Consider the following 20,690-nt stretch of genomic DNA (forward strand, 5'->3'; position numbering starts at 1 on the left):
GCCAAAGACAGCATGTGCGGAGTGTGGCCGTGAGTTTTCATATGATACCGGGCGGGAAACGCCGCGTGCGCCGATGCGGTTCTGTCGGTACTGTGGGACTGAACTGCCACCACGAGAGGAGTGGTGACCAGCACTCGTTTTCGTATTGCTGCCCATCACCGGGTCTTGCGGCTGTCCCAGCTGTTGTTGCAACTACAGGGGTCGATAGCAAACGATCGTAGAGACGTTTCTTGTCGCGCTCTATCTGTGGATTCAGACGACTCGTCGGCTGACGTGAGCGAGTAGAGACGTTTGCGGGCATCGGCGAAATAGATCTCTTCGCGAACTACGTCTCGGTCTTGGAGTTCTGTCAGAGCATATCGAACAGTACGCACTGAGAGTCGCGTTTCATCGACGAGTTGACTCTGGGTTAATTCTCCCTCGTATTCCAGTGTTTTGTAGACGAGCTTGGCGCTGGGTGGCGCATCAGTAAGACGGTCATTTGCGTCTGATGCCACCATCTGTGTCTCTACGGGAACTACTGCTACAATCTTGGGTGTGGGCGACCAGTCATACAAATTGGTCCTTGCAGGCGTCGCTTGATGGGACGTGGGGCTGATCGCTATCTGGGTACTGCTTTGGAGATTGCAAGTGAGGAAGTCGCCCCTCGTTGGTCAGTTCAGGTCTCCTACTGCTCGAAGCTAAGTGAGTGTGATAGATAACGGTGAACGCTTATCCACTCCTGTCACCCATATCTGAGATACAGCACAAAGCACCAAAAGACAAACAGCGGACAATCAGAGATGGCAAATAATAGTAACCTACAAAACGAACCGGTCACGCTGGCAGACGGGAGTGCACAGATCCCCTGTTTTGATCCATCATGCGTTGAAACTGCGACTAACCGTTGTTACGATAGCAACGTAAATCATGACGTCGCCTTCTGTGACACGCATATTGACGAGTGGTTAGAACACGACCATATCGTCAAGGTAGACTGAATAGTACGCATTCCTACTGAGTGGCTGTTTCTGGCGCTGTTGTGGGCGATAAGAGTAACCAGAAGCGAGTCGTCGCTAGTTTTCTAGCCGACAGCTTACTGCACTGGCTCCCCAACGGGGACCGGCGCTCGTCTCTTTAGTAGTTCTCGCCCGTTTCGGTGCTGGGAAATGCGATGCTGGGGCTGTCGCGATCAGCGTACCATCCACGCGATCGCTGCGACGGGTGCGCAACTGAACGGAAACGCGAGGGACTCGCCGAGTAACACAGCGGGACTGGGCGCGACGAGTGTCGCGAGTGCGGCGCCGGCAACGCAGGCCTTCACAACGACGACGGTCGTGCTCGCGAGGAAGGTGTGCTAGCCGGTATTCATCGGCCAGCTCCGTTGGGTCGGGTGTCGAACTAGGCGTCGCTGTCGGTGGTTGTATCGATCTCCCGCACCGACAAGCACACAGACGGTCGCTGCGACGCGCGGTGTATCCGTCGACGTCCGAGGCACCTCGGTGGCCGATGGGTGCGTTCTGGTGTGTGTCGGTGTCAGCGATGGCTGGATACCTTTGTCTAAACGGGCTATGACTACCGACTTCAGTCGTCTGCTGTGTAGGCACCACTTCGGTGTTCAATCCGATGCACTTCGAGGAGCAACTCATCGCGGTCGAGAATACAGGCGAGTCGGTACTGTCCAACTCGAAGTTTTGAGAAGGGACCGCCAGTCAGTGGTTCGAGGAAATCGTCCGGGTCGCGCCACTCAGAGTCGACGACGTCGTCGAGCTTTGAGACGAGCCGGTCCTGCACGTGTGGATCGAGTCCATTGAACTGAGTGGCAGCGCGTGGCGTGAATTTCCAGACCCAATCGGTGCTACTCGTCATCCTCGTCCCGGTCCATCATCTCGACGACGTCCTCCCGCGACACTAGCTCTGCATCACCGGACCGAAGATCGTGTTCGCTCGCCGCTATCTGCTTCCAGCCTTCCCGAGAGAACGCAGGGTGTTTCACTGCGTCGCGAGCTGCATAGCGAAGGAACTCACTGCGGGAATTGAACCCCTCTTCTTCCCACGTCGCATCGATATCCTCGAGGAACGCCTTACTCAATCGCAGATTGATCTGGACCATCTCTGGCCCGTCATCAGTGTTCGCTGTATCAGCATCGGACATATACAGGTACTTTACGCACGCATATCCCTAAGTGTTCGGACGAAGCTAACCAACGAAGTCTGTTGATTAGAGAACTGTTGGTTAGATACTGTTCCTGTCTATATACTCTATATCGGAGCTAGAACCAACCGACCTCTGCTGAATAATGACCGCTAAACCAGTAATTGCCAGAATATAGAGCAAGGCTCGGCGTCGGTCAAATGGTGCACAACCGGTCTCCGGGACCACTGTACGAAGGCCACACGATATAGGCCGGTCGACGGTGGTTCGCTTCTACACTATTCGCATTCCTAGGATAGCGGTCGCTCTGACCGTTTCAATCGAGATTTCGGAACTCGAATCGGGCCCCGCCATCTTTGCTTTCGGTGACATAACAGTCCCACTCGTACACCGCAGCGAGTCGCTCGACGAACGCCAGTCCAAGCCCGGTTCCGCCGTTGGCAGCAGTCGTCGTATACCCCTCGTCGAAGATTTTGTCTCGGTTTTCCCGCGGGATCCCAGTGCCGTCGTCGGCAACATAGAATCCGTCATAGATGTCACCGACTGTTACCGTGACATCACTCCCACCGTGCTCGACTGCGTTCTCGAGAAGATTCTGGAAAAAATGCCGGATGTAGGTCTCGTCGGCCTGTATCGTCGCGTCGACCTCGGCGTTTAGGTTGGCTTGGTCGTCTTCTACACCGCTCCATGCGTCACGTGCGATATCCGCGAGGTCAACCGGCGCTCCCTCATCAATTGCTTTCTGTCCTTGTGCGAGCACCAACATGACGTCGACCATGTCTTCGATGCGGTCGAACGCCTCCGTGACATACTCGACAGCTTCCGAATCCGTTTCCGCTGGCAGTTGCTGGCTATATATCTGCCCGATTGTGACTGGATTCCGGAGTTCGTGGGCAAGCATGCTTGCGAACGATTGGAGACGGTTGTTTTTCTCCTCGAGGCGCTCTTCACGCTCTTTCCGATCAGTGATATCATATGTTAGTGCTACTTGGGAAATTGTCCCGTCGGGACGAGAGAGAGGTGCTGCGTGTGTTTTCATATGTCGGCGCGTCCCCTCCAGACTGATAATATCGAATTCTAAGGTCCCTCGCTCCCCCTGACAAATCTTTTCGTTGAACTCACGGAACGTCTCGCGGTGTTCCGGGGCAATCAAATCGTAGACGCACTTCCCAATCACGTCCGACCCAGACTCCGCTTCGACCATGTCTAAGCCGGCGGGGTTCATCTGGCGTAAGGTCCCATCGGCTGCAACGGTCTTGATGCACTCGGGTGTCGTCTCGATGATGGCACTGAGGTGGTCCTTGCGTTCTTGCAGTTCTCGCTCACGCTGGCGGCGATTGAGTTCGTAGCCAATCCACTGCCCCATCAGCTTGAGATACGTCCGGTCGGATTCGGAGACCGTCACCGGCTCACCTTCAGCGGGGAGGAAGCCAAGCGTCCGGTCCGTGTCGCCGGTCACGGGAATGTACGTGCCCAGATAACCCTGGATGCCAAACTCATCGAAGACAGGAATGTCATTGAGCCCTGCCTCAGCCGGGTTCGATACCATCGCGGCTGCTTCGATATCGGCCGCTGCTTGGCAATACGTGTCTGATAATTTGAATTCGGCACCGGGCTCGAAGTGTTCGTGGTCACCGACGAGGTATTCGACCTCGAATCGGTCCGCATCGGGATCGACGCGATTCAGTCCACCTATCTCGAAGTCGAATTGGTCGCGCCCGAGCTCAAGGACGACATGTATTCGCTCTTCGAAGGAGCGACTCTGGTCGGCCATAACGTCGTGGAGGTTTTGCAGGAATCGGTCACGCCGCTGCAGTTCGGTGACCGCCGCGGTGCGCTCCCGGAGCGTTCCAAGCATCCGGTCGACTTCTCGGGCTGGACTGTCACCTCCCAGAAATTCCTCGGGCGGCGTATAGTAGAAGTTGTGACAGAGTGCACCGTCGTAAATGAGGTGGGGATGGGTTTCGATGATATTGCGGATGATTGCAGGCCGAAACGCATCACGGTCGTATTGACAGAGCGCGAGGCAATCCTCGTCGGCGAAGAGAGTGTTTATTTTTGCCTCGTATTCCATGAACTGCTCGATTGTCGTGGCGTCGTCTCGAAGCCACGCTGTCTCGGCAACGATTCGGAGCGCGTCGTATTCGTTAGTAGCGGCCACAACGGTGTCGGCATAGAACTCGACCATGTCGTCAGCCGTGAATGACCCGTTTTGCAGGTACGTGTCCTGCGCAGTGTGAAACGAGAACGCCCCCGAGTCGAGTGCGGCAGCGACGTCGACGCCTGCATCACTGAGCGCCGTCCTGACCGTCGATTCACTACTTTCATCGAGGACGTACATGACGCGCTCGTCCTGGTCGAGTCCGTGACGCACGAACGGTACTGCGGCGGCAAATCGCTCGGACTCCGTCTCGTAAAGCTGCGCGATGTGATCATTGCACTGATGCTCGGTGTGTCCCTCGGTGGCTCTCTCGGGCGCCGGGCCCGATTGGAGGGCTGTATCCCAGTTCTCTATTGTTAGTGGGGCTGACGAACTACTGAAAGGAAATTTCTGCTCGATCATAACGTGCGTTGCTGTTGGCGTGAAGCCTCACTGTCTCTAGTAGGGAGAGTCTTTCGCCTTAGTAGTTTTGCCAGCTGACATTATGTCGACGCGCCGATTCGCTGCATCCATCGTATTGACTGTAGGGAACTATGAGATGCTGTTTCTGTCGCTGTCGTGCACATGGCTGGTCGTCACCAGTTTCCCAGCCGACAGCTCACTACACTGACTTCCCATCGTCGGACCGGCTTTCGTCTAGTGAGTAGTTTTCGCCCGTCTCGGTGCTGTGAGATGCTGGGACTGCCGCGATCAGCGTATCAGCCATGTGACCGCTGGGACGGGTGCGCAACTGAACGCCAACGTAAGGGACTCGGCGAGTAGCACAGTGGGACTGGGTTCGGCGAGGTTCGCGGGTGCGGTGTCGGCAAAGCACGCTTGCGCGATTTCTCGATACTACTGTGCTATGGAACTTTGCCCAGGTGGATCACGTCGATCAGTTAATGGGTTTGCCTCGACTGGGTACTGTCCCAGCTGTTCAGACGGAACTCGAGGAGGGTGCCGAAACACATCACTATCTGAATACGCGCTTGGAGCACTAGAGGGCTTAATCCCTGTTGTCGATCATCTTCTCGGTCAAGAACTCGAAGAGTTTCTCTTGGAAACGCTGGATCCGGGTGAGGCCCAAGCCCTCGCCGTTGTCGAAGCAATTGCTGGGAGAGTGATCACTACTGGTCTATAGTATTTCGGATTGTTCCTGTTCTCTGAGACGATACAATGCATGCATCCAATCTTCTGACCTTCCGAATACGTTGCGTCCTGCACCGAAGGTGATGAAACACAGGCTCATCGTGCGGCAGGGAATATGTTAGTACTTCCACGCCGTACTCCATCCCATGGGTCGAGATCTAGACGATGTGGACCGGAGCATCCTCTACTTGCTCCAGCAAGATGCCCGCAACAAGACAGCACAAGAAATCGGCGACACGGCTGGCGTCTCGGCCAGTACCGTCCGGAACCGAATCAAGCAACTCGAAGAAGATGGTATCATCAAAGGATACCATCCCGAGATCGATTACGAGGCCGCCAACCTCCCTTTGCAAGTGACGTTTGTCATCTCCGCACCACCCACGGAACTCAAACAGTACTCGGCGGACATCAGGGCGATCCAGGGTGTCATCGACGTTCGTGAGATGCTCACTGGGCGGCGCAATATCCACGTCGACGTCGTCGGGACGAGCACGAGCGATATTACCAGGATCACCGACGCGATCCACGACATCGGCGTCGAAATCGAGAGCTCGGAGATGATGCGACGGCGACACGTCCAACCCTTCAATCACTTCTTCTTGCAGGGAGCAGAAGAGATGGACGCGCACGCGGAGGCCGGCGCTGAAGAAGAGTCATAGACCTCACGCAGGGTTGATGGGAGTTCGGGAATCCACAGAATACATGTATTTGATTAGGACATTCCACATTCGATAATCACAGACACACAGTCTTGAGTCCATATCTTGTGGAATCCCGTATTGGTCTGGTAGCGTTCACAACACCGTTTTCTGGGGCCAATACCTCGCTTATACAGAGGGAGTGAAACCGGTCAGTTTGTCTGGCCGGTTTTCGCTTGGGCCCCCCTCGACATAATGAACGACACAACTTTCGATGCGTTAGCGAACGAACATCGGAGACACCTGTTGGTCGCACTTCTCGACGAAACTTCACAGGACGCTGCTGTTCACGCGGACGAGACTGTGGATGCAGGGGCGCTGCAAACCAAGCATCAGATACGGACGGCAATGTATCATAATCACCTTCCGAAACTCGTCGATTACGGCTTCATCGAGTGGGATATGGACACGCAGGAGGTCGTCAAAGGACCGGATTTCGGGGAGATTCGACCACTGCTCGAATGTATCGACGAGGACACCGAGCGCTGACCGGTGTTGGTGACTCACTTGAACGGACGTGAGGGTGATCGCTATTCGAGCGTTGCCTCGGAGATTGCGAGTGACGAAGTTGCTCCCTAGTCGGTTAGTTGAGGAGATACACAGAGCCTATTTCGTATGCTGGGATTCCGCATTTGGGAAACGGGGAATCCTACTCGTGAACGGATCGGGGGTGCTCCTTTGGTAGAGGCTTCCCCGCTCCCAGTTGTCGTCTCTCCTGAAGACAAATTAACCCCAACTGTAAGTCATATCCTCACAGGGAGTTCGTGTAGGTGAGTGTTGCTGCCTTTAGCATGCAGGCAGCGCGCGTAATGCCCTATTTGTACACGTAGTGTGTGATGGCTTCTCAACCTGATTGGGACACCATGTTGGCGTGTCTCCAAAACCAGTATCGGCGTCGTCTACTGGTCGCTCTACTTGAAAATAACCCTGAAGAAGCAATCGCAATTCCTGAGGATATTCATAGAGGAGAGGTAGAATTAGAGAGACTACAGATACAGCTCCATCATTCGCACCTTCCAAAGTTAGATGAGTGTGGATATATTGACTGGCAGAAGAATAGAAACATAGTCAGAAGAGGTAAGAGATTTAACGAAATAGAGAGTTTAGTTAAGCTAATATACCAAAACTAAGAAGATCTCCAGAGGGGTGGATATAGTGGTGGATGGCGTTCAGACGCAGGCAGCAGGCGGGGCGGGCGTTTCTCGCTGGCTACAGAGCCGGCTTATTGAGAGAGACCGTCAATAGACTGACTGCGGTGAGAGGGTCTCTGAGACTGTTATCAATCGTCGCTCCACCTGTCAGATTCGAGAATATCATACTCCTCCTCGATATGGGTCCACAAGTCGTCGGCTTCTGTGAGTGAATCAATATCTTGTAAGCGTTGTTTCAACAGTTGGGCTTCTGCTGGATCCAACACACCTTGTATAACGGCCTCTTGAATGGTGTCTGCCAGAAGCCCGCGTTGATATTCAAGGCCGCTGGCCATAGTCCTAAATACAGATTAGTCCACTTAATGTCAACTCATATCCTCACAGGTCCTCAGTTAGCACTCCTCCTGAGTAACTGTTACTGCCGCTGTCATGCACAACAACAATAAGAAGGTCGTCGCCAATTTCCCAGCCGACAGCTTACTGCATTGGTTCTCCACCGTCGGCCCGGACTGGGATGTATTGCTCTGTTACACTCCTAATCAGATCTTGTGAGCGACAGTGATTGCTCCCTAAGGGTTGTTCGCCTGGAGCGGTAGCGATTTGGAAAACTGGCCGCCGGCGACAAGGGGGATGGGGAGAGAACGTCAGCCGACGACCTACGCGAGATTCTCGGGGCGTCGTTTATAACGCTCTCTATTCGTCATCGTGGAGCACCAGTCGGCCTCTGTCAGTCTCCCCAGCCATACGAAAGAGGGTTCTCTGTGCTGGCCAGACAACGCAGTTCCAGGCGCTGTGTGCTATCATGTGACCGCCGACTGCAAGACTCGTCCCTCGCCAGCGCATCGGCATTTAACGCTTTCTCCATTGCCGACCGGTTGGGAATCCACAGTTCCCCTATGTGTCGCCCAGTTCGCGGTGTAGTTGGATGACGACACTCTACGAACGACTCGGCGGTGAAGACGCAATCGCGGCGGTTGTGGACTCGTTTTACGACCGTGTGCTCGATGATGACCGCGTCGCGCACTTTTTCGAGGAGACTGATATGCAACAGCAGCGGGCCCACCAGACACAGTTTTTGAGTTCGATTATGGGTGGACCTGTGACGTATTCCGGTGGGGAGATGAACGAGGCTCATCGCCATCTGGATATTCACCCCAAACACTTCGCGGTCATCGCTGAGTTGCTTGCGGAGACGATGGTCGAATTCGATATTGCGGAGTCGGATCGGCAGGCCGTGCTTGATGCACTCACGCAGTACGAGGACGCTGTTATACAGTGTTAGACTCGCAGTAGGTGAAGAGTCTCTGTTGACCCTCTGTTCTTCAGACAGTATCTCGCGTGAAACAGCTGCTAGTTAGGTGTGCTTAGATGCCGGCCGAGTAACGACCGTACTGGTAGGCGAGCCACAGGAGTACCGCCGGGATTGCAATGAATTTCAGGACATCGAACAGCAGGCTATAGAATACAATCGTCTCACCAATTGAACCAAGCTCAGGGAGCCACACCGGGAACTCCGTCGATCCTTGGCGAACACCCTCAACTGCGAGTGTGAGTAGCCGTTCACCGATCACGACCATGGTCAGCAGGCCGAGCAGGGCCATTCCCGGCCGACGGAGGGATGGTTCCTCACGGAACGACGCTATCAGGGCCATTGGAGTGAAAACGGTCATCTATCGGGATGTGCTTTGTGGTGCTTCCATTGTTCATCTCATCCCGATTGGTATCGCTACAGACTGTATTCACCAAGCTACTTGTATCAGATTTTGAGGGTTTCAATAGAACCGGCGCTTCAACGAACCACAGCTCCGGAAGGATACACGCTGTCTTCGGGCGGAACTACTTACCGGCCAGCGAGCACACAGCGACAGGGTGGTACGACGCTACTCGTCGATTAGCGTCTCGCCGCATGCAGGACAGGCGGCGCCGTCGGTTGTAGTATCGAGATTGGGCTGTTCTCCGGTCCAACCACACATCGCACATTGTAGGAGATTGGGTCCAGACACTGGGACTGGGAACGTCCGGCGCTGGGCCAAAAAGTGTGGTGCTGGGGTAGGCGCTCTCCTCGACTACAGTTCGCTGGCACATTTGACAGGTTCTGTTGTCGAGGACGTGGTTTACCCAGCCCGCTCTTTGGCAGCTTCGACTGCCTCGTTTCGCTCTTCCAGCAGTTCTTGTACTTCGAGTGACAGTGTCCGATGTCGTCTGTCTCCGATTAGTGTAATGCTCCCGTTGGTCTCGTTTGCGTGGACTGCGATTGTGGATTCTCGTACCTGCGAGTGGGCCGCCAATTTTTCGCCCGTATTGTCTACTACTCTCTACGCTCGTCCACAGAGTCGCTGGGACGATCTGCTACGTCTATTAGGGAGCGCATCAACGCAGACGGCCTGCACTTGGTCTTGAGACAGAAGAGGACGATGTGCTGGTGAAGTGGCTTTGTTGAAACCCTCTCGCTGTCTTGCGGTTTGCCGAGGGGCCAGTTTCGTAGCGGATCCGTCCCAGCTGATTGGAAGAGTCGCTCTGCTCAATGTCAACTTTGAAAGATTTCAACAGAGCCGGTGAAGTGTGTACTGTCGTTTCGAGAACTTCGAAGAGTAACGAGCGACAGCTCGGCGTGCCAAGTGCATTGTTTGCTTAACGAACCAGAGCAACCGCGATTTCGGGAGGGTTTCCATCCGGTCAGACTACCGGACGTACCTGTAACTCCCTGATGATTTCAACAGAGCCGAACCAAGCTGTTCTTGACGGTGCCAACCCGTTCATCTGGCTTGTTGAAGATTCGAACGTACCCAATAAGCCGCCGCTGTCAGGTGATTCGTCTCCTAGTTAAAGACGGATAGTTCAGGTCACAGGGTTTAGAAAGTCCTATACGACTGGGATTCAAGAATTCGGCAAAATGAAGGCGATAAAGCTTGATATGGTCCAGTACGATTGCCCGTACATCAGGACCAGTCGCAAACACGACGTCGCCTTCCATACCCAACACTGGGAGTTCAATCAAGCCGACCGCACGCTCGAGACGCGATTGCTCGCAATCGGAGAGTCTCCCAAAGAGTTACACTGCGCATTAGAAACCCTCGACGACTACGAAATGCTTCGGGGATACGATCTCCTCTCTCGGAAACAGAACACGGCGCTCATCCGGTCGCAGATAGACGAAACAGACGCTATGCGGGCAATTCGGGAGAACGACGGCTATGTGACTGGTCCGTTCGTGGTCCGAAACGGTAGTGAAATCTGGAACGTTGGCTTCGATCGAGAGCGGGCGGCTGAAGATGCCCTTTCCGAACTCGACGCCTCGAACGAGTTTACGGTCAGGGGCGACGACTCGATCCATATCGACGATTTCTTCGATATCCTCCAAAACGTCGAATCTCTCGGTGCGATGCTTCGGGCGCTCCAGGACCTCACAGATACAGAACGCGAGACGCTCGAGGCCTCAGTCAAGAAAGGATACTTCTCGACGCCACGGGGAGCAACGCTCGACGACGTTGCCGAGGAATTCGACATCTCGAAGATGGGAGCCTCCAAGAACCTCCGCCGTAGTCAGCGAAAGGTACTTCGTCAAGTCGTCCGCGTGATGAACGATGTCGAAGCCCAGATGCAGTTACAGGACGAGACATCGACTCCGCAGTGGGAGCCAGAAACCGCCGATCACCCCCAGGAATAATCAGCGAATGACGCCGCGTGGGTCGATTTCGTCGCGCAGGAGACGCAACTGTTCCGCGCTCGGTTCCGGACTCCGGTCGTACTCGCCGACATGAATCTGGAAGCTGCTCTCCTCATTGATCGTCGTCTCTTCTACATCCGGATGTAAAAACTCGAGTGTCAGCTCCCGGTTCTCATCGAAGCCGTAGACGCCATACTGGGTGATGACGTGTCTCGGCCCGGTTTCGGCAGGTAGTCCAGCCTCTTCGCGTGCGCCCGGCCCCTCGAGGTAGCCCGGTGTGGTGCGAAAGTCAAGCTCTTCCACGAAACTCGTCTCGTCTTGGTGCATCGTGACAATCGTTTCGTTGGCGAGCGACCCGATGTCGTTTGCGCCGCCGCTGCCCGGGAACCTGACGGTCGGACACTCCCAGTCGCCGATGACCGTCGAGTTGAGGTTACCCCGGCGGTCGATTTGTGCGGCCCCGAGAAAGCCGTAGTCGACGAAGCCGGCGCTCATGAAAGACATGACATCGTGCATCCCGGCGGCTTTTACGCCTCTATGAAAGGTCCGCTCGTCGCCGACCGAAATCGGCAGCTCGGGCGCCTCTGGGCCAATGCCACCGGCCTCGTAGATCATGGTCGCGTCGGGCGCGTGCGTTCGCTGTGCGAGCATTGCCGCAAGCATCGGCATCCCCGTCCCGACGATGAGCGTACTCTCGTCTTCGATGAGGCTTGCAGCGACGGTCGTCAGAAGTTCGGTCGACGTATACTCCTCGCTCATTCCCATTCACCTCCTTCGAGGCCGCCCACGTCCGGGCGGTCGTAGTTCTCGATCGCTTCGAGGTCGGCAAGTCGCTCCTCGCCACCGACAGCCTCGAGATACTCTTCGAAGTCCTCAGTTCCGGTAACGTAGCGCTCGAGGTACTCCTCGAGGCCTTCTTCAGTCGTCGTGAGGTCCATCCACTCTTCGAGGTGGTCTTCGTCGAAGTAGTATTGGTAAGGCATCTCACCAGGGTGACTCCCGTAGGGCGCTTCGACGACCGCATCGACGAGGAAGTAGGGAATCTCGACGTCTTTGGGCCGATCCCGGAGTTCGTCGCTGTCGACGATTTCCTCGGCAGTAATAATCAGGCGTTTCGCTGCTCCTGCAAGTTCCGGGTCCTCAACGCTGATGCCGTCGATGACAGCGTTGCCGTACTCGTCGGCTTTCGAAACGTGGATGCAGACGGTATCGGGGTAACAGGCGGGCACGAGTGTGATTGGGTCGCCGGTCCAGGGTGCTTCGACAATCTTCGCCGCACTCTTCTCGAAGGTCTCCGTCCCCGCGAGAATTCGAGCGGGGACGAAGGGGACGCCCATTTTCGCGGCAAGAAACCGCCACTGAAGGGTTGCGTTGCTCGCTTCGGCGACGACTTCGACATCGCCCTCTTCGACTCGCCGGCGACCTGCAGGGGCGAGTCCACGAGTTTCGTGAGCGAAACAGTAGGCGGCTTCGACCTTCGAGACCGCACCCGCTGCGATCAGCAGGTCGGCGTCGAAGACGGTCGTCTTCCCCGAGAGTGTCAGGTCCTCAATGTCTTGCCTGACGATTTCGTGGAGGATCGGCGTCGAGATTCGAACGTGGCCGAAGCCGCCGCTAGCGAGGAGGTCACCGTTGTCAACGAACCGCTCGACCGCTTCGCTCGCGGACATCCGTTTGTCCTCGAATGCACGTGAGCGCTTTTCGCGGTTCCATTTTCTGACATCGTCGGGGTGTTCCCAGCCAACGAGTTCGCCATCGCCTTCGTCGATGACGTTCATTGATCACTCACCTCGCCCACGGGACAAAACGCGACGAACCGCTTGCCGCTCGTCTCCGCTTCAAGCACCGTCGCCTCGACTTCGAGGCCAGTCTCGACGGCTTTGGGGTCGGATCCGGTGACCCGTCCCGTCAGCGTCACGGGGCCGAACTCGACAAGCGCAATCACGTAGGGAGCGTCCGCTCCGAAATCGGGGTGGGGAACACGGATAACCGTTTTCGACTCCACCGTCCCAGTTTCCGGGAGCGGTTCGCGCTCGAGGTCGGCTGCTTCCCCCGTCATAGCCGGCGGGACGAGTGCCTGTCCGTCGCAATGGAGGTAGTAACCCTCGCTGGCCTCAAGTGCATCCAGCCAAGCGTCGTAGCCGGCCTCGCGAGCTATCTCGACGCTCATCTCGCCACCTCCAAGACGTGGACGGCGGCTGTTGCGACCGTCCCACCTGCGTTGTGGGTCACACCGACCTCCGCACCGGGAACCGCGTTGGCGTTCGGGTGAGTTCCAGCGAGCAGTTTGGTCAGCTCGACGAGCTGGCCGACGCCCGTCGCACCGACTGGATGACCCTTCGCTTTCAACCCACCGGAGAGGTTAGTCGGCAGCTGCCCGTCGTGGGCCGTTTCCCCATCGCGGGCTGCCGTGATTGCTTCGCCGGGCTGGTAAAATCCCAGTGCCTCGAGTGCGAGGACTTCAGCGATCGTAAAGCAGTCGTGGACCTCGGCAACGTCCACGTCGTCAGCGGTCACATCGGCGCCGCTGTAGGCGGCCTGCGCGGCCGATTCGGCCGCTTTCGTCCTCGTCAAGTCCTCACGTTCTTGCAGGGAGAGCGAGTCTGTCCCGCGTCCGGAGCCGGTAATCGCGACCGCGGGGCTGAGGTTATGTTCGGCCGCATACTCGCCCGAGATGAGGACAGCCGCCGCAGCCCCGTCAGAAATCGGACAGGCATCGAGTAAGCCGAGCGGATCGGCGACCTGTGGTGTCTCGAGGACGTCTGCAACGCTGATTTCGTTGTGGAACTGCGCGTTCGGGTTGGTCGCCGCGTTCTCGTGGTTTTTCACGGCAATGTGTGCGAGGTCTTCGCGCGTGCCGCCGAACCGTTCCATGTAGGCATCCGCAAGTAATGCGTACGCTCCGGGGAACGTCAGGCCGGGACGCCCCTCGTGGAGTTCGTCTGCGGCCCGAGCGAGTGCTGCCGTCGTCTCCGCGGTCTCGAGGTTTGTCATTCGTTCGAGCCCGCCAACGAGGACGACATCGGCCGCGCCGCTCTCGATTGCCCGGACACCGTCGGCGACGGCGTAGCCACCAGAGGCACACGCGTTCTCGACGCGTGTCGCCTCAAGACCTGTCGTCCCGATTCCGGAGGCCATCAGTGGAGCTTGATGACTCTGTCTCTCTGCGGTTTCGCCCATATAGTTGCCGTAGTAGAGGGCATCGATGTCCGAACTCGATACGGCGCTTTCCGCGAGTGCGCTCGAGCGCGCCTCGGCGAACAGTTCCCGGCCGGTTCGGCCGGCATGGTCACCAAACGTGGTCGTACCGACACCAGCTATCAGTATCTCTGCCATTACTGGAGAAAGGGACTCTAGCGGCGAAAACCGGCGGGTTGATATGTATACCAACCCGGAACCGTAGGCACTAACGACGGACTAGAAAACGGAGTAGTCGGAACGGCTCGGACAATCATTGTAATCATTGGTTAGACAGCCGTCATAGAATCTCTCGAAAACAGGGCACAGCCGTGCTTGGTGACAGCGAGGGGGGCGGTCAGCGAGGAACCGCCTATATCTTCAAGAAGAGCACGATCAGGTTAATTACCACCATTGCGACGAAGCCAACGAGCCAGAGTTCCATATCTCTCACCTCCGTTAGAGTTTGAAGATGGGTTTGACGTGCTCCGGAACGTTTTCACCGCTCGCTCCGTCAGTCAGGTACGAGACGAAAATTGTCACGGAGATCGAAACCGCGATCGCGATGAAGTAAAAGTCCATCCCGATCGGGAACGAGTATCCGAGCTGTGTCGCAGTCAGCAGCGTGATGTTGAGCAGGAGTGAGGAGGCAAGGCCGGCAGTAACGCCCTCTCGGCTTGCACCCTTCCAAAGCAGGCCGACGACCACCGCGGGGATCGTCCCACTAACGAACGTTCCCCAGCCGAAGGTGCCAAGGATCGCGACAAGGTGGCCACCGTACAATCCGAATATCACCGCTCCGACGCCGACAACGAGGACCGCGGCCCGACCCAGCCACGTTTCCCGCTGTTCGGAGAGATCCCAGCCCATTGCCCGCACGAAGTCACGGGCGATCGCGCCCGAGGCGACTGACAGGAAGAACGCGGCGGTGGACATAATCGCAGCGACCAGCCCCGCGTAGATAATCATTTGCAGGGCAATGTGCAACCGTTCGACGAACTCGAAGGCAGCCATGTCAGGATCCGCAAGCGGTTCGACCGTTCCGGAGGCGACCAAATAGAGCGCAATGATGCCAATGAGTAACCAGAGGAGACTCCCGACCGCATAGGTGACACCACTAACGAGACCGACGGTTCGCAGTCCCTTTGGATTGTCGATCGAGAACATCCGCTGTAGAACCTGAGGCTGACCCATGACGCCGATACTGAAGACAATTGGCCAGATCAGCAGTAAACCGGGAGCGGAGCCTTCAGCAAGCCCCCAGCCATCGAGCATCTGCGGAGTGAAGGCCTTTGTCACGTCTTCACCCGTGAGTTCGCCGGCCTCGATAACGGTCATGGTCGTGTTTTCCATCCCACCGGCAATCTGGAAAAACCCGACAATGACACCGACGACGCCTATGAGCATCACCGCACCTGTGTACGCCCCTGCAAGTTGGGCCGATGCCATCCCGCCGACGGCAACGTAGACGATTATCAGCCCGAACACAAGCCAGACAGCGGTCTCCATCGAGATTCCGAGGATCACCGAGAGGACGTAGCCGCCGCCAGCGACTTGCGAGGCGAGGTAGGCCCAACACGCGATAAAGAGGATTACCGCGAGTATTCCTCGAATCGCGCCGCTGTTAAATCGCTCGTCGGCAATGTCCCCGAGCGTGCCAATATTGGCAACGTCGGCCATCCCGCGAACGCGCTTGCCGACGATCCAGTAGGCCATTGCGAACCCGAGACCGCTGGCGAAGGTCATCCACAGCGAAGACGTGCCCATCTGATAGACGAGCCCCGGACCGCCGATAAACCCGAAGGCGCTCATGATTCCAGACATGCTCGCGAGGGTGATGACCGCTGCACCGAACATTTTCGTCGCACCGTAAAACTCATCCGAGGAGTCGATCAGGCGCTGGCTATACAGGCCGACAGCGAACACCGAGAGGATAAACACCGCGACGAAACCGGGAACGAGCACGTTGCTCATTGATTAGGTACCTCCACGGACTCGTCGACATCCTGTGTCTGGCTCCCCGTGTTCACCTGTTCGACTTCCTCAAGGAATCGGTTCCACTCTTCATCTGGCAGGAAGTGTTTCCGGAAGTAAATTCCGTAGGCAAGTGTGACTGTCATGAATCCGCCGACCCAGTATAGCCAGTAGGCTGCGGCGAAAGATGGATGCATACCGGTAATCAGAAACTCCGGAGAGGTGCCTGCGAATGCGTTCGAATAGTACTCAGTTAGGGCGAACGCCGATAGTTGGAGACCTGTCCAGATGCCAAGAGGATAGACGAGCAACTTCGTCGAAATTGTCCCGTTGGAACTCGCACCGATGACGAACCACGGTACGAAGAGAAACGCCGAGACGAGCAAGGCGCTGAACCAGCGGCCAATCAGCCCGAGCACGAGCACAGTCGTCCACAGGACACCGCTTGTGAGCATCAGCTCCGAGGTTATTCCCTCGACGTCGACCTTACCGTCTAACACGTCTCTGCCCTCTCGACGGTCGGTTCGCGGTGCCGGTTTTCACGTTCTAACTCGACCTGTCGGATCCGTATTGTGTGTTTCATGTGTATATCACTCGTATGTATTCACGAAGCCACCGTCCCACAGCAGGTCATCACCGTTGAGGTGCTTGCCGTGACGTGAAAGACCGAACGCGAACAGGTTGCCAGCCTCAACCGGCTCCATCATTTCTGAGGCCCGTGCCTGCCCGAGCATTACGTCTTCAACGACCTCTCGCTCGGTAATACCACGCTCTTCGGCCGTATCCGCGATTTGATTTAGGACGAGCGGTGTCTTAACGTAGCCCGTACTGACCGAGAACGCACGGATATCCCCATCACCTTCGGCCGCAGTCGATTTGGTCAGCCCCCGAAGACCGAACTTCATCGTGTTGTAGGCGACCTTATCGCGAGTCACATAGTGACCGTGGACGGACGCCATATTGGCGATCGCACCGACGCCGTCGTCGGCCTCTCGGATCCGGGGAAGCGCCAGTTTCGTGAGATACATCGGCGCACGGAGCATCACCTGGTAGAGAAGATCGAACGTCTCCATCGGGAACGATTCGATCGGCGAGATATGCTGGCTGCCAGCGATGTTTACGACGTACCGGAGCTGTCCCGAATTGGCGGCCGTCTCGACGAGCGCTTCGATCTCGGCATCGTCAGTTAGGTCACAGGCGACCGTCTTGAGGATACCTTCGACCGCAAGGTCGTCCGCTTTGTCCGCCGTTTCGTGGAGTCCGTCTTCGTCAACGTCGGTCGCAATCGTCGTCAAGCCGTTTGCCGCCAAGACGAGCGCCGTCGCACGGCCGATTCCCGAAGCCGCGCCGGTCACGATCGCCACGTTTTCGCTAGCAAACCGTGGATCGTCGAGGTGGTGAATCGACTCGGCGGTAATCTCGGGTGGATCGATACTATCGCGAGTGTCGGTTTCCCTACTCATGCAACTAGAGAGACGAACGGTAACCGGTTCAAACGGAAGGTTGATATGTAATCACCGCTGCCCGCGTGCAGTTTTGATAGTCATCGGACAGAGCCGGTTGAGGACCGGTATACGGTCTGAGGTACTGAGTTAATACGATGGACCCCGAGAAAACTGGGTTTGGGTTGAATATCGTCAAAAAGAGATCGTCATCGGTCACGGCTGGGAAAGTACTGTCAACGAAGGCGACGAGAGCGGGGCCCGCTTCGAAATTGACGGTATCGTCTTCCAGCCAGCAGTCTATAACTGACCGAAGAGTCTGTGATAGATGCTGTTCACAGATCACTGCTATTGGAGTTCCCAAAACGCGTTATACGAATCAGCGAAGTCCAAGAAGCCAAAACGAAGTAGAGTGGGTAGTTGCCTCCTCGATTTGAGATATGGGTTCTATTGATCTCCTATTCTTTGGACAGGATTTCGCGTGACACAGCCATTAGTTAGGTGTACGTACTGACCACAGAGAGTTCTGCCAGTTCGATAGGGTGTTTAACGGCCGTGCGAGATATAGAGCGTGTATAGAGTCGGTAGCCATAGATTGTAAGATAGCAGGTGGAGTAACTCTGCGAATTGACCCTACAATAAACGCATTCTATCGATAGTCTCCTCGTATCCTGCTCAGGCAGGAGTATTTAGCACGAGGCCGCATTACCTGCTCTCAGTCGACGTATTTCCGTGGTCGATACCAACAACTTCCAGGCCGGGGGGCTCGTGGTTCGACAGTCTGTCTGCTCCGTAGACGACAACGAGGAGGAGCGCGAGCGCCACCATCGGGACCGCGCCGGTCACTTCGGCGAGAAGGCTCAACACTGGATCCGGCACCCCGCCGGGAGCTATCGCCTCGGTATCGGCGGGATGGAAGACGCCCATTCCGTTAATACCGGCGTGGAATACCGCGACGGCGAGCACGCTCCCGCCGGTACTGTTGTACATCCACGTCCAGAGGATCGACCCGGACAGGATCGAGACCACCCAGAGTAGTTGTTGTGAGAGCGGCCAGGCGCCGTGGGTCGTGGTTGCGTTGAGGAACAGCGGGAGGTGCCAGCCGGCCCACGCGACGCCGACAAAGACGCTGGAGACGAGCGCGCTGTGCCTCTCTTGGAGGAACGGCAACAAGAATCCGCGCCAACCCAGATCCTCTTGGCCGCCGCCCCAGATGGTTCCCCAGACCAGCACGAAGAGGTAGATACCCGGGAAAGGGAACGAACTCAGATCGACTGGACCGCCGAGTCCGACGAACAAGATACTCCCCATGACCAAGATGACGAACGGCAATCCGAGCGCGAGCAGCCACCACTTGGCGCCGATTTGCCAATGGAAGAACTGGCCGATCCATTTCCGGAGGTCGCCGCCGCTAGCCCAGATGACCACTGCGGCGCCGACGGGCGGGCCGAACCCGCCGAACCCGATGAGGATCGATTGTGTCCACGACGCTTCTAGGCCGCTGGCAAGGAGCGCTCCTTGGATGACCCAGGTGAAGGCATACGTAATCACTAGGAAGGACACGAGGCGGTGCCGGTCAATCCACGACCGGACGACCGACTCATGAAAAGCATCTGTCATTGTAACTCATTTGGAATGTGTGCGCTCGAACGTTTGTTTGTCGTAACAGCGGTGTTCACGCTTGAACACCAGCGTGTCATGGGAAAAAGACATCGATAATATTACACGTTGTCAGTCGAGCAACTCAAAGATATTTGACGAGGAAACGCAAACGCCGGCTACTCCCGCGAAACCGGTTCGTGGTCGTTCGGAATGCTCACGTGACGTTTGTCGCCGACTGAAACCCGAAGCGGATCTTCCCTGTCGGCGGGCTCGTCGACGAGATGACGCAGTATCCGACAACACGAGAGACACTCGGCCGATGGGGGAGTCCCGAAGGAAACCGACTGGAATGGGACTGTGGACATTTTGGCGTCACGCTCCAGGCGATGCAGACCGAGGCGTTTCAGGAGTTCATGCGTGGGGGCCCTTGGGGCCCCGGCGTGACCACGGGAGTCTCCGATCAACGTCCTGTAGACGCCACAAGTCGTTGGGGTGGACGCCATCCTGCTTTCTCTGCAACCACGGTGGTCGAGACGTACGGGACAAATGCCGGAGATGGACGTTCCCGTTCCACGAGAACTGAGGATCAGGGCTCTGTTGAAACCCTATTCACGACGAGCAATCCATTTCCGATGAGGCGAGTGGTGTCTTCGTACAGTGATGTTCTCCTGATTAGTGATCGGCTTACGGCTCGGTGTTCCAGTCCGGACTGACTCGGTAATCGTAGAGGTGAACGCCGGTCGCTATGACGACGAGCAGTACAACCGCCCACGTGATAACCGCGTGTGATCCGTTTAGCGTAACGAGCGTGCTCCAGTTGATGACCTCACCGACAAAGACGATGTCCAGGTCAAGTGGTACCTGTCCGGTTGTCGCGTTGTCGGTTCCGTGCATCAGCATGGCCAACAGTACGCTCCCGTTCGATCCGTTGAACACCCATCCTAGGAGTACGGAAAACGCGATAATCCCGACGAAGTAGGCAACGATGAGTTCAAGCGGCCAGTCTGTGCGGAACCCACCGGGAATAAACTGAGGTAGATGCCATAGCCCCCAGAATACACCGATGATGAGGGCCGCGGACAACCCGCCATACCGCTCTTGCAGTTCGGGTTGAGCGAACCCTCGCCACCCGAACTCCTCCTGACCACCGCCGATGAACGTCCCGAGAATGATTCCGATGACGATTGTAATCGGGTCGAAGTCGAAGGCCGCCCAGTCGATTGGACCGCCGAGCGCCCACGAGGCGACTCCGGCCGCGTACGTGATGGCAAACGGGATCAGGATCGCGGCGGCATACCATTTCGGATGGACGCGCCAGGTAAAGACGTCGCTGAGCCACTTCCTGACACTCTCGCCACTCGCCCACAGGACAATTGCAGCAGCAACTCCCGGTGAAAGCGGGCTGAGGAATCCTTCGATGAACCATCTTCCCCACGATGGATTCATCTCGAGGAGTTTCGGGATGGCATCGAGCGTCCACGAAAGCGTGTACGTCAGCACGAAGAACGACGTAATTCGGTACTGTTCGATTCGTTTGGTGATTAGTGATGCCATGG

19 protein-coding genes and 1 pseudogene are annotated in these 20,690 nt (G+C 56.7%); 5 read left to right on the forward strand and 15 right to left on the reverse strand.

All coding sequences use genetic code 11. The features are described from left to right. Positions 1 to 1,563 precede the first annotated feature (1,563 nt). The 3 genes from EGH23_RS21920 to EGH23_RS21930 all read right to left on the reverse strand — a co-directional run bounded on the left by EGH23_RS21920 (position 1,564) and on the right by EGH23_RS21930 (position 4,697). Entirely contained in the window at positions 1,564 to 1,848 is a 285-nt protein-coding gene (locus EGH23_RS21920) for a type II toxin-antitoxin system RelE family toxin (RefSeq protein WP_220582126.1), read from the reverse strand. Further along, positions 1,838 to 2,134: a ribbon-helix-helix domain-containing protein gene (locus EGH23_RS21925; RefSeq protein WP_220582127.1), complete on the reverse strand. Its 297-nt coding sequence runs from the start codon at positions 2,132 to 2,134 to the stop codon at positions 1,838 to 1,840. Before EGH23_RS21925 ends, EGH23_RS21920 begins: the two co-directional genes overlap by 11 nt. A 316-nt stretch (positions 2,135 to 2,450) precedes the next feature. Then, positions 2,451 to 4,697: an MEDS domain-containing protein gene (locus EGH23_RS21930; protein WP_220582128.1), complete on the reverse strand. Its 2,247-nt coding sequence runs from the start codon at positions 4,695 to 4,697 to the stop codon at positions 2,451 to 2,453. Between the two features lie 872 nt (positions 4,698 to 5,569). Here EGH23_RS21930 and EGH23_RS21935 point away from each other — a divergent pair. The 3 genes from EGH23_RS21935 to EGH23_RS27305 all read left to right on the forward strand — a co-directional run bounded on the left by EGH23_RS21935 (position 5,570) and on the right by EGH23_RS27305 (position 7,251). Then, positions 5,570 to 6,082, forward strand: coding sequence for an Lrp/AsnC family transcriptional regulator (locus EGH23_RS21935; RefSeq protein ID WP_220582129.1), 513 nt, complete (start codon positions 5,570 to 5,572; stop codon positions 6,080 to 6,082). A 234-nt stretch (positions 6,083 to 6,316) separates the two neighbouring features. Next, complete coding sequence (locus EGH23_RS21940; RefSeq protein ID WP_220582130.1) at positions 6,317 to 6,610, forward strand: helix-turn-helix domain-containing protein; 294 nt, start codon at positions 6,317 to 6,319, stop codon at positions 6,608 to 6,610. 374 nt (positions 6,611 to 6,984) lie between these two features. Then, the gene (locus tag EGH23_RS27305; protein ID WP_425433265.1) at positions 6,985 to 7,251 is read left to right on the forward strand and encodes a DUF7344 domain-containing protein; all 267 of its coding nucleotides are present in this window, start codon (positions 6,985 to 6,987) and stop codon (positions 7,249 to 7,251) included. A 149-nt stretch (positions 7,252 to 7,400) separates the two neighbouring features. On the opposite strand, the gene EGH23_RS21945 is transcribed toward EGH23_RS27305, so the two are convergent. Next, positions 7,401 to 7,607 (reverse strand): hypothetical protein, encoded by a 207-nt coding sequence (locus EGH23_RS21945; RefSeq protein WP_220582131.1) that lies wholly within the window; start codon positions 7,605 to 7,607, stop codon positions 7,401 to 7,403. A gap of 590 nt (positions 7,608 to 8,197) precedes the next feature. On the opposite strand from EGH23_RS21945, the gene EGH23_RS21950 reads away from it, so the two are divergent. After that, positions 8,198 to 8,554, forward strand: coding sequence for a group I truncated hemoglobin (locus tag EGH23_RS21950; RefSeq protein WP_220582132.1), 357 nt, complete (start codon positions 8,198 to 8,200; stop codon positions 8,552 to 8,554). Positions 8,555 to 8,636: 82 nt separating this feature from the next. Here EGH23_RS21950 and EGH23_RS21955 read toward each other — a convergent pair whose 3' ends face one another. Beyond that, complete coding sequence (locus EGH23_RS21955) at positions 8,637 to 8,924, reverse strand: hypothetical protein (protein ID WP_220582133.1); 288 nt, start codon at positions 8,922 to 8,924, stop codon at positions 8,637 to 8,639. 900 nt (positions 8,925 to 9,824) lie between these two features. Next, a pseudogene (locus EGH23_RS21960) lies at positions 9,825 to 9,944 on the reverse strand (IS5/IS1182 family transposase); the annotation flags it as partial. A gap of 221 nt (positions 9,945 to 10,165) precedes the next feature. Between EGH23_RS21960 and EGH23_RS21965 the strand changes: the two are divergent. Further along, complete coding sequence (locus EGH23_RS21965; protein WP_220582134.1) at positions 10,166 to 10,939, forward strand: helix-turn-helix domain-containing protein; 774 nt, start codon at positions 10,166 to 10,168, stop codon at positions 10,937 to 10,939. Here the strand turns inward: EGH23_RS21965 and EGH23_RS21970 are convergent, their stop codons facing one another. From EGH23_RS21970 to EGH23_RS22010, 9 genes are all read right to left on the reverse strand, one after another. Next, the gene (locus EGH23_RS21970) at positions 10,940 to 11,698 is read right to left on the reverse strand and encodes a CoA-transferase subunit beta (protein WP_220582135.1); all 759 of its coding nucleotides are present in this window, start codon (positions 11,696 to 11,698) and stop codon (positions 10,940 to 10,942) included. Next, positions 11,695 to 12,717 (reverse strand): CoA transferase subunit A, encoded by a 1,023-nt coding sequence (locus EGH23_RS21975; RefSeq protein ID WP_220582136.1) that lies wholly within the window; start codon positions 12,715 to 12,717, stop codon positions 11,695 to 11,697. Before EGH23_RS21975 ends, EGH23_RS21970 begins: the two co-directional genes overlap by 4 nt. Continuing rightward, positions 12,714 to 13,109 carry a Zn-ribbon domain-containing OB-fold protein gene (locus tag EGH23_RS21980; RefSeq protein WP_220582137.1) on the reverse strand — a complete coding sequence of 132 codons (396 nt, stop codon included), beginning with the start codon at positions 13,107 to 13,109 and terminating at the stop codon, positions 12,714 to 12,716. Before EGH23_RS21980 ends, EGH23_RS21975 begins: the two co-directional genes overlap by 4 nt. Continuing rightward, positions 13,106 to 14,275 carry a thiolase domain-containing protein gene (locus EGH23_RS21985; protein WP_220582138.1) on the reverse strand — a complete coding sequence of 390 codons (1,170 nt, stop codon included), beginning with the start codon at positions 14,273 to 14,275 and terminating at the stop codon, positions 13,106 to 13,108. The genes EGH23_RS21980 and EGH23_RS21985 overlap by 4 nt, the downstream gene beginning before the upstream one ends. Before the next feature lie 300 nt (positions 14,276 to 14,575). After that, positions 14,576 to 16,090, reverse strand: a complete 1,515-nt coding sequence (locus EGH23_RS21990; protein ID WP_220582139.1) for a sodium:solute symporter family transporter — start codon at positions 16,088 to 16,090, stop codon at positions 14,576 to 14,578. Continuing rightward, on the reverse strand, positions 16,087 to 16,590 hold the full coding sequence (locus EGH23_RS21995) for a hypothetical protein (protein WP_220582140.1): 504 nt from the start codon (positions 16,588 to 16,590) through the stop codon (positions 16,087 to 16,089). The genes EGH23_RS21990 and EGH23_RS21995 overlap by 4 nt, the downstream gene beginning before the upstream one ends. A 90-nt stretch (positions 16,591 to 16,680) precedes the next feature. Next, on the reverse strand, positions 16,681 to 17,553 hold the full coding sequence (locus EGH23_RS22000) for an SDR family NAD(P)-dependent oxidoreductase (RefSeq protein WP_220582141.1): 873 nt from the start codon (positions 17,551 to 17,553) through the stop codon (positions 16,681 to 16,683). Positions 17,554 to 18,237: 684 nt separating this feature from the next. Further along, the gene (locus EGH23_RS22005) at positions 18,238 to 19,152 is read right to left on the reverse strand and encodes a CPBP family intramembrane glutamic endopeptidase (protein ID WP_220582142.1); all 915 of its coding nucleotides are present in this window, start codon (positions 19,150 to 19,152) and stop codon (positions 18,238 to 18,240) included. A 666-nt stretch (positions 19,153 to 19,818) separates the two neighbouring features. Further along, positions 19,819 to 20,688: a CPBP family intramembrane glutamic endopeptidase gene (locus EGH23_RS22010; RefSeq protein ID WP_220582143.1), complete on the reverse strand. Its 870-nt coding sequence runs from the start codon at positions 20,686 to 20,688 to the stop codon at positions 19,819 to 19,821. Positions 20,689 to 20,690: the final 2 nt, after the last annotated feature.

The organism is Haloarcula nitratireducens, assembly GCF_019599505.1.

Coding starts and splice junctions, on each gene's coding strand:
- EGH23_RS27305 (WP_425433265.1), top strand. CDS start 6,985: ATGTTGGCGTGTCTCCAAAACCAGTATCGGCGTCGTCTACTGGTCGCT.
- EGH23_RS21950 (WP_220582132.1), top strand. CDS start 8,198: ATGACGACACTCTACGAACGACTCGGCGGTGAAGACGCAATCGCGGCG.
- EGH23_RS21945 (WP_220582131.1), bottom strand. CDS start 7,607: ATGGCCAGCGGCCTTGAATATCAACGCGGGCTTCTGGCAGACACCATT.
- EGH23_RS21930 (WP_220582128.1), bottom strand. CDS start 4,697: ATGATCGAGCAGAAATTTCCTTTCAGTAGTTCGTCAGCCCCACTAACA.
- EGH23_RS21985 (WP_220582138.1), bottom strand. CDS start 14,275: ATGGCAGAGATACTGATAGCTGGTGTCGGTACGACCACGTTTGGTGAC.
- EGH23_RS22005 (WP_220582142.1), bottom strand. CDS start 19,152: ATGACAGATGCTTTTCATGAGTCGGTCGTCCGGTCGTGGATTGACCGG.
- EGH23_RS21940 (WP_220582130.1), top strand. CDS start 6,317: ATGAACGACACAACTTTCGATGCGTTAGCGAACGAACATCGGAGACAC.
- EGH23_RS21925 (WP_220582127.1), bottom strand. CDS start 2,134: ATGTCCGATGCTGATACAGCGAACACTGATGACGGGCCAGAGATGGTC.
- EGH23_RS21990 (WP_220582139.1), bottom strand. CDS start 16,090: ATGAGCAACGTGCTCGTTCCCGGTTTCGTCGCGGTGTTTATCCTCTCG.
- EGH23_RS21970 (WP_220582135.1), bottom strand. CDS start 11,698: ATGAGCGAGGAGTATACGTCGACCGAACTTCTGACGACCGTCGCTGCA.
- EGH23_RS21975 (WP_220582136.1), bottom strand. CDS start 12,717: ATGAACGTCATCGACGAAGGCGATGGCGAACTCGTTGGCTGGGAACAC.
- EGH23_RS21980 (WP_220582137.1), bottom strand. CDS start 13,109: ATGAGCGTCGAGATAGCTCGCGAGGCCGGCTACGACGCTTGGCTGGAT.
- EGH23_RS21965 (WP_220582134.1), top strand. CDS start 10,166: ATGAAGGCGATAAAGCTTGATATGGTCCAGTACGATTGCCCGTACATC.
- EGH23_RS22010 (WP_220582143.1), bottom strand. CDS start 20,688: ATGGCATCACTAATCACCAAACGAATCGAACAGTACCGAATTACGTCG.
- EGH23_RS21920 (WP_220582126.1), bottom strand. CDS start 1,848: ATGACGAGTAGCACCGATTGGGTCTGGAAATTCACGCCACGCGCTGCC.
- EGH23_RS21955 (WP_220582133.1), bottom strand. CDS start 8,924: ATGGCCCTGATAGCGTCGTTCCGTGAGGAACCATCCCTCCGTCGGCCG.
- EGH23_RS21935 (WP_220582129.1), top strand. CDS start 5,570: ATGGGTCGAGATCTAGACGATGTGGACCGGAGCATCCTCTACTTGCTC.
- EGH23_RS22000 (WP_220582141.1), bottom strand. CDS start 17,553: ATGAGTAGGGAAACCGACACTCGCGATAGTATCGATCCACCCGAGATT.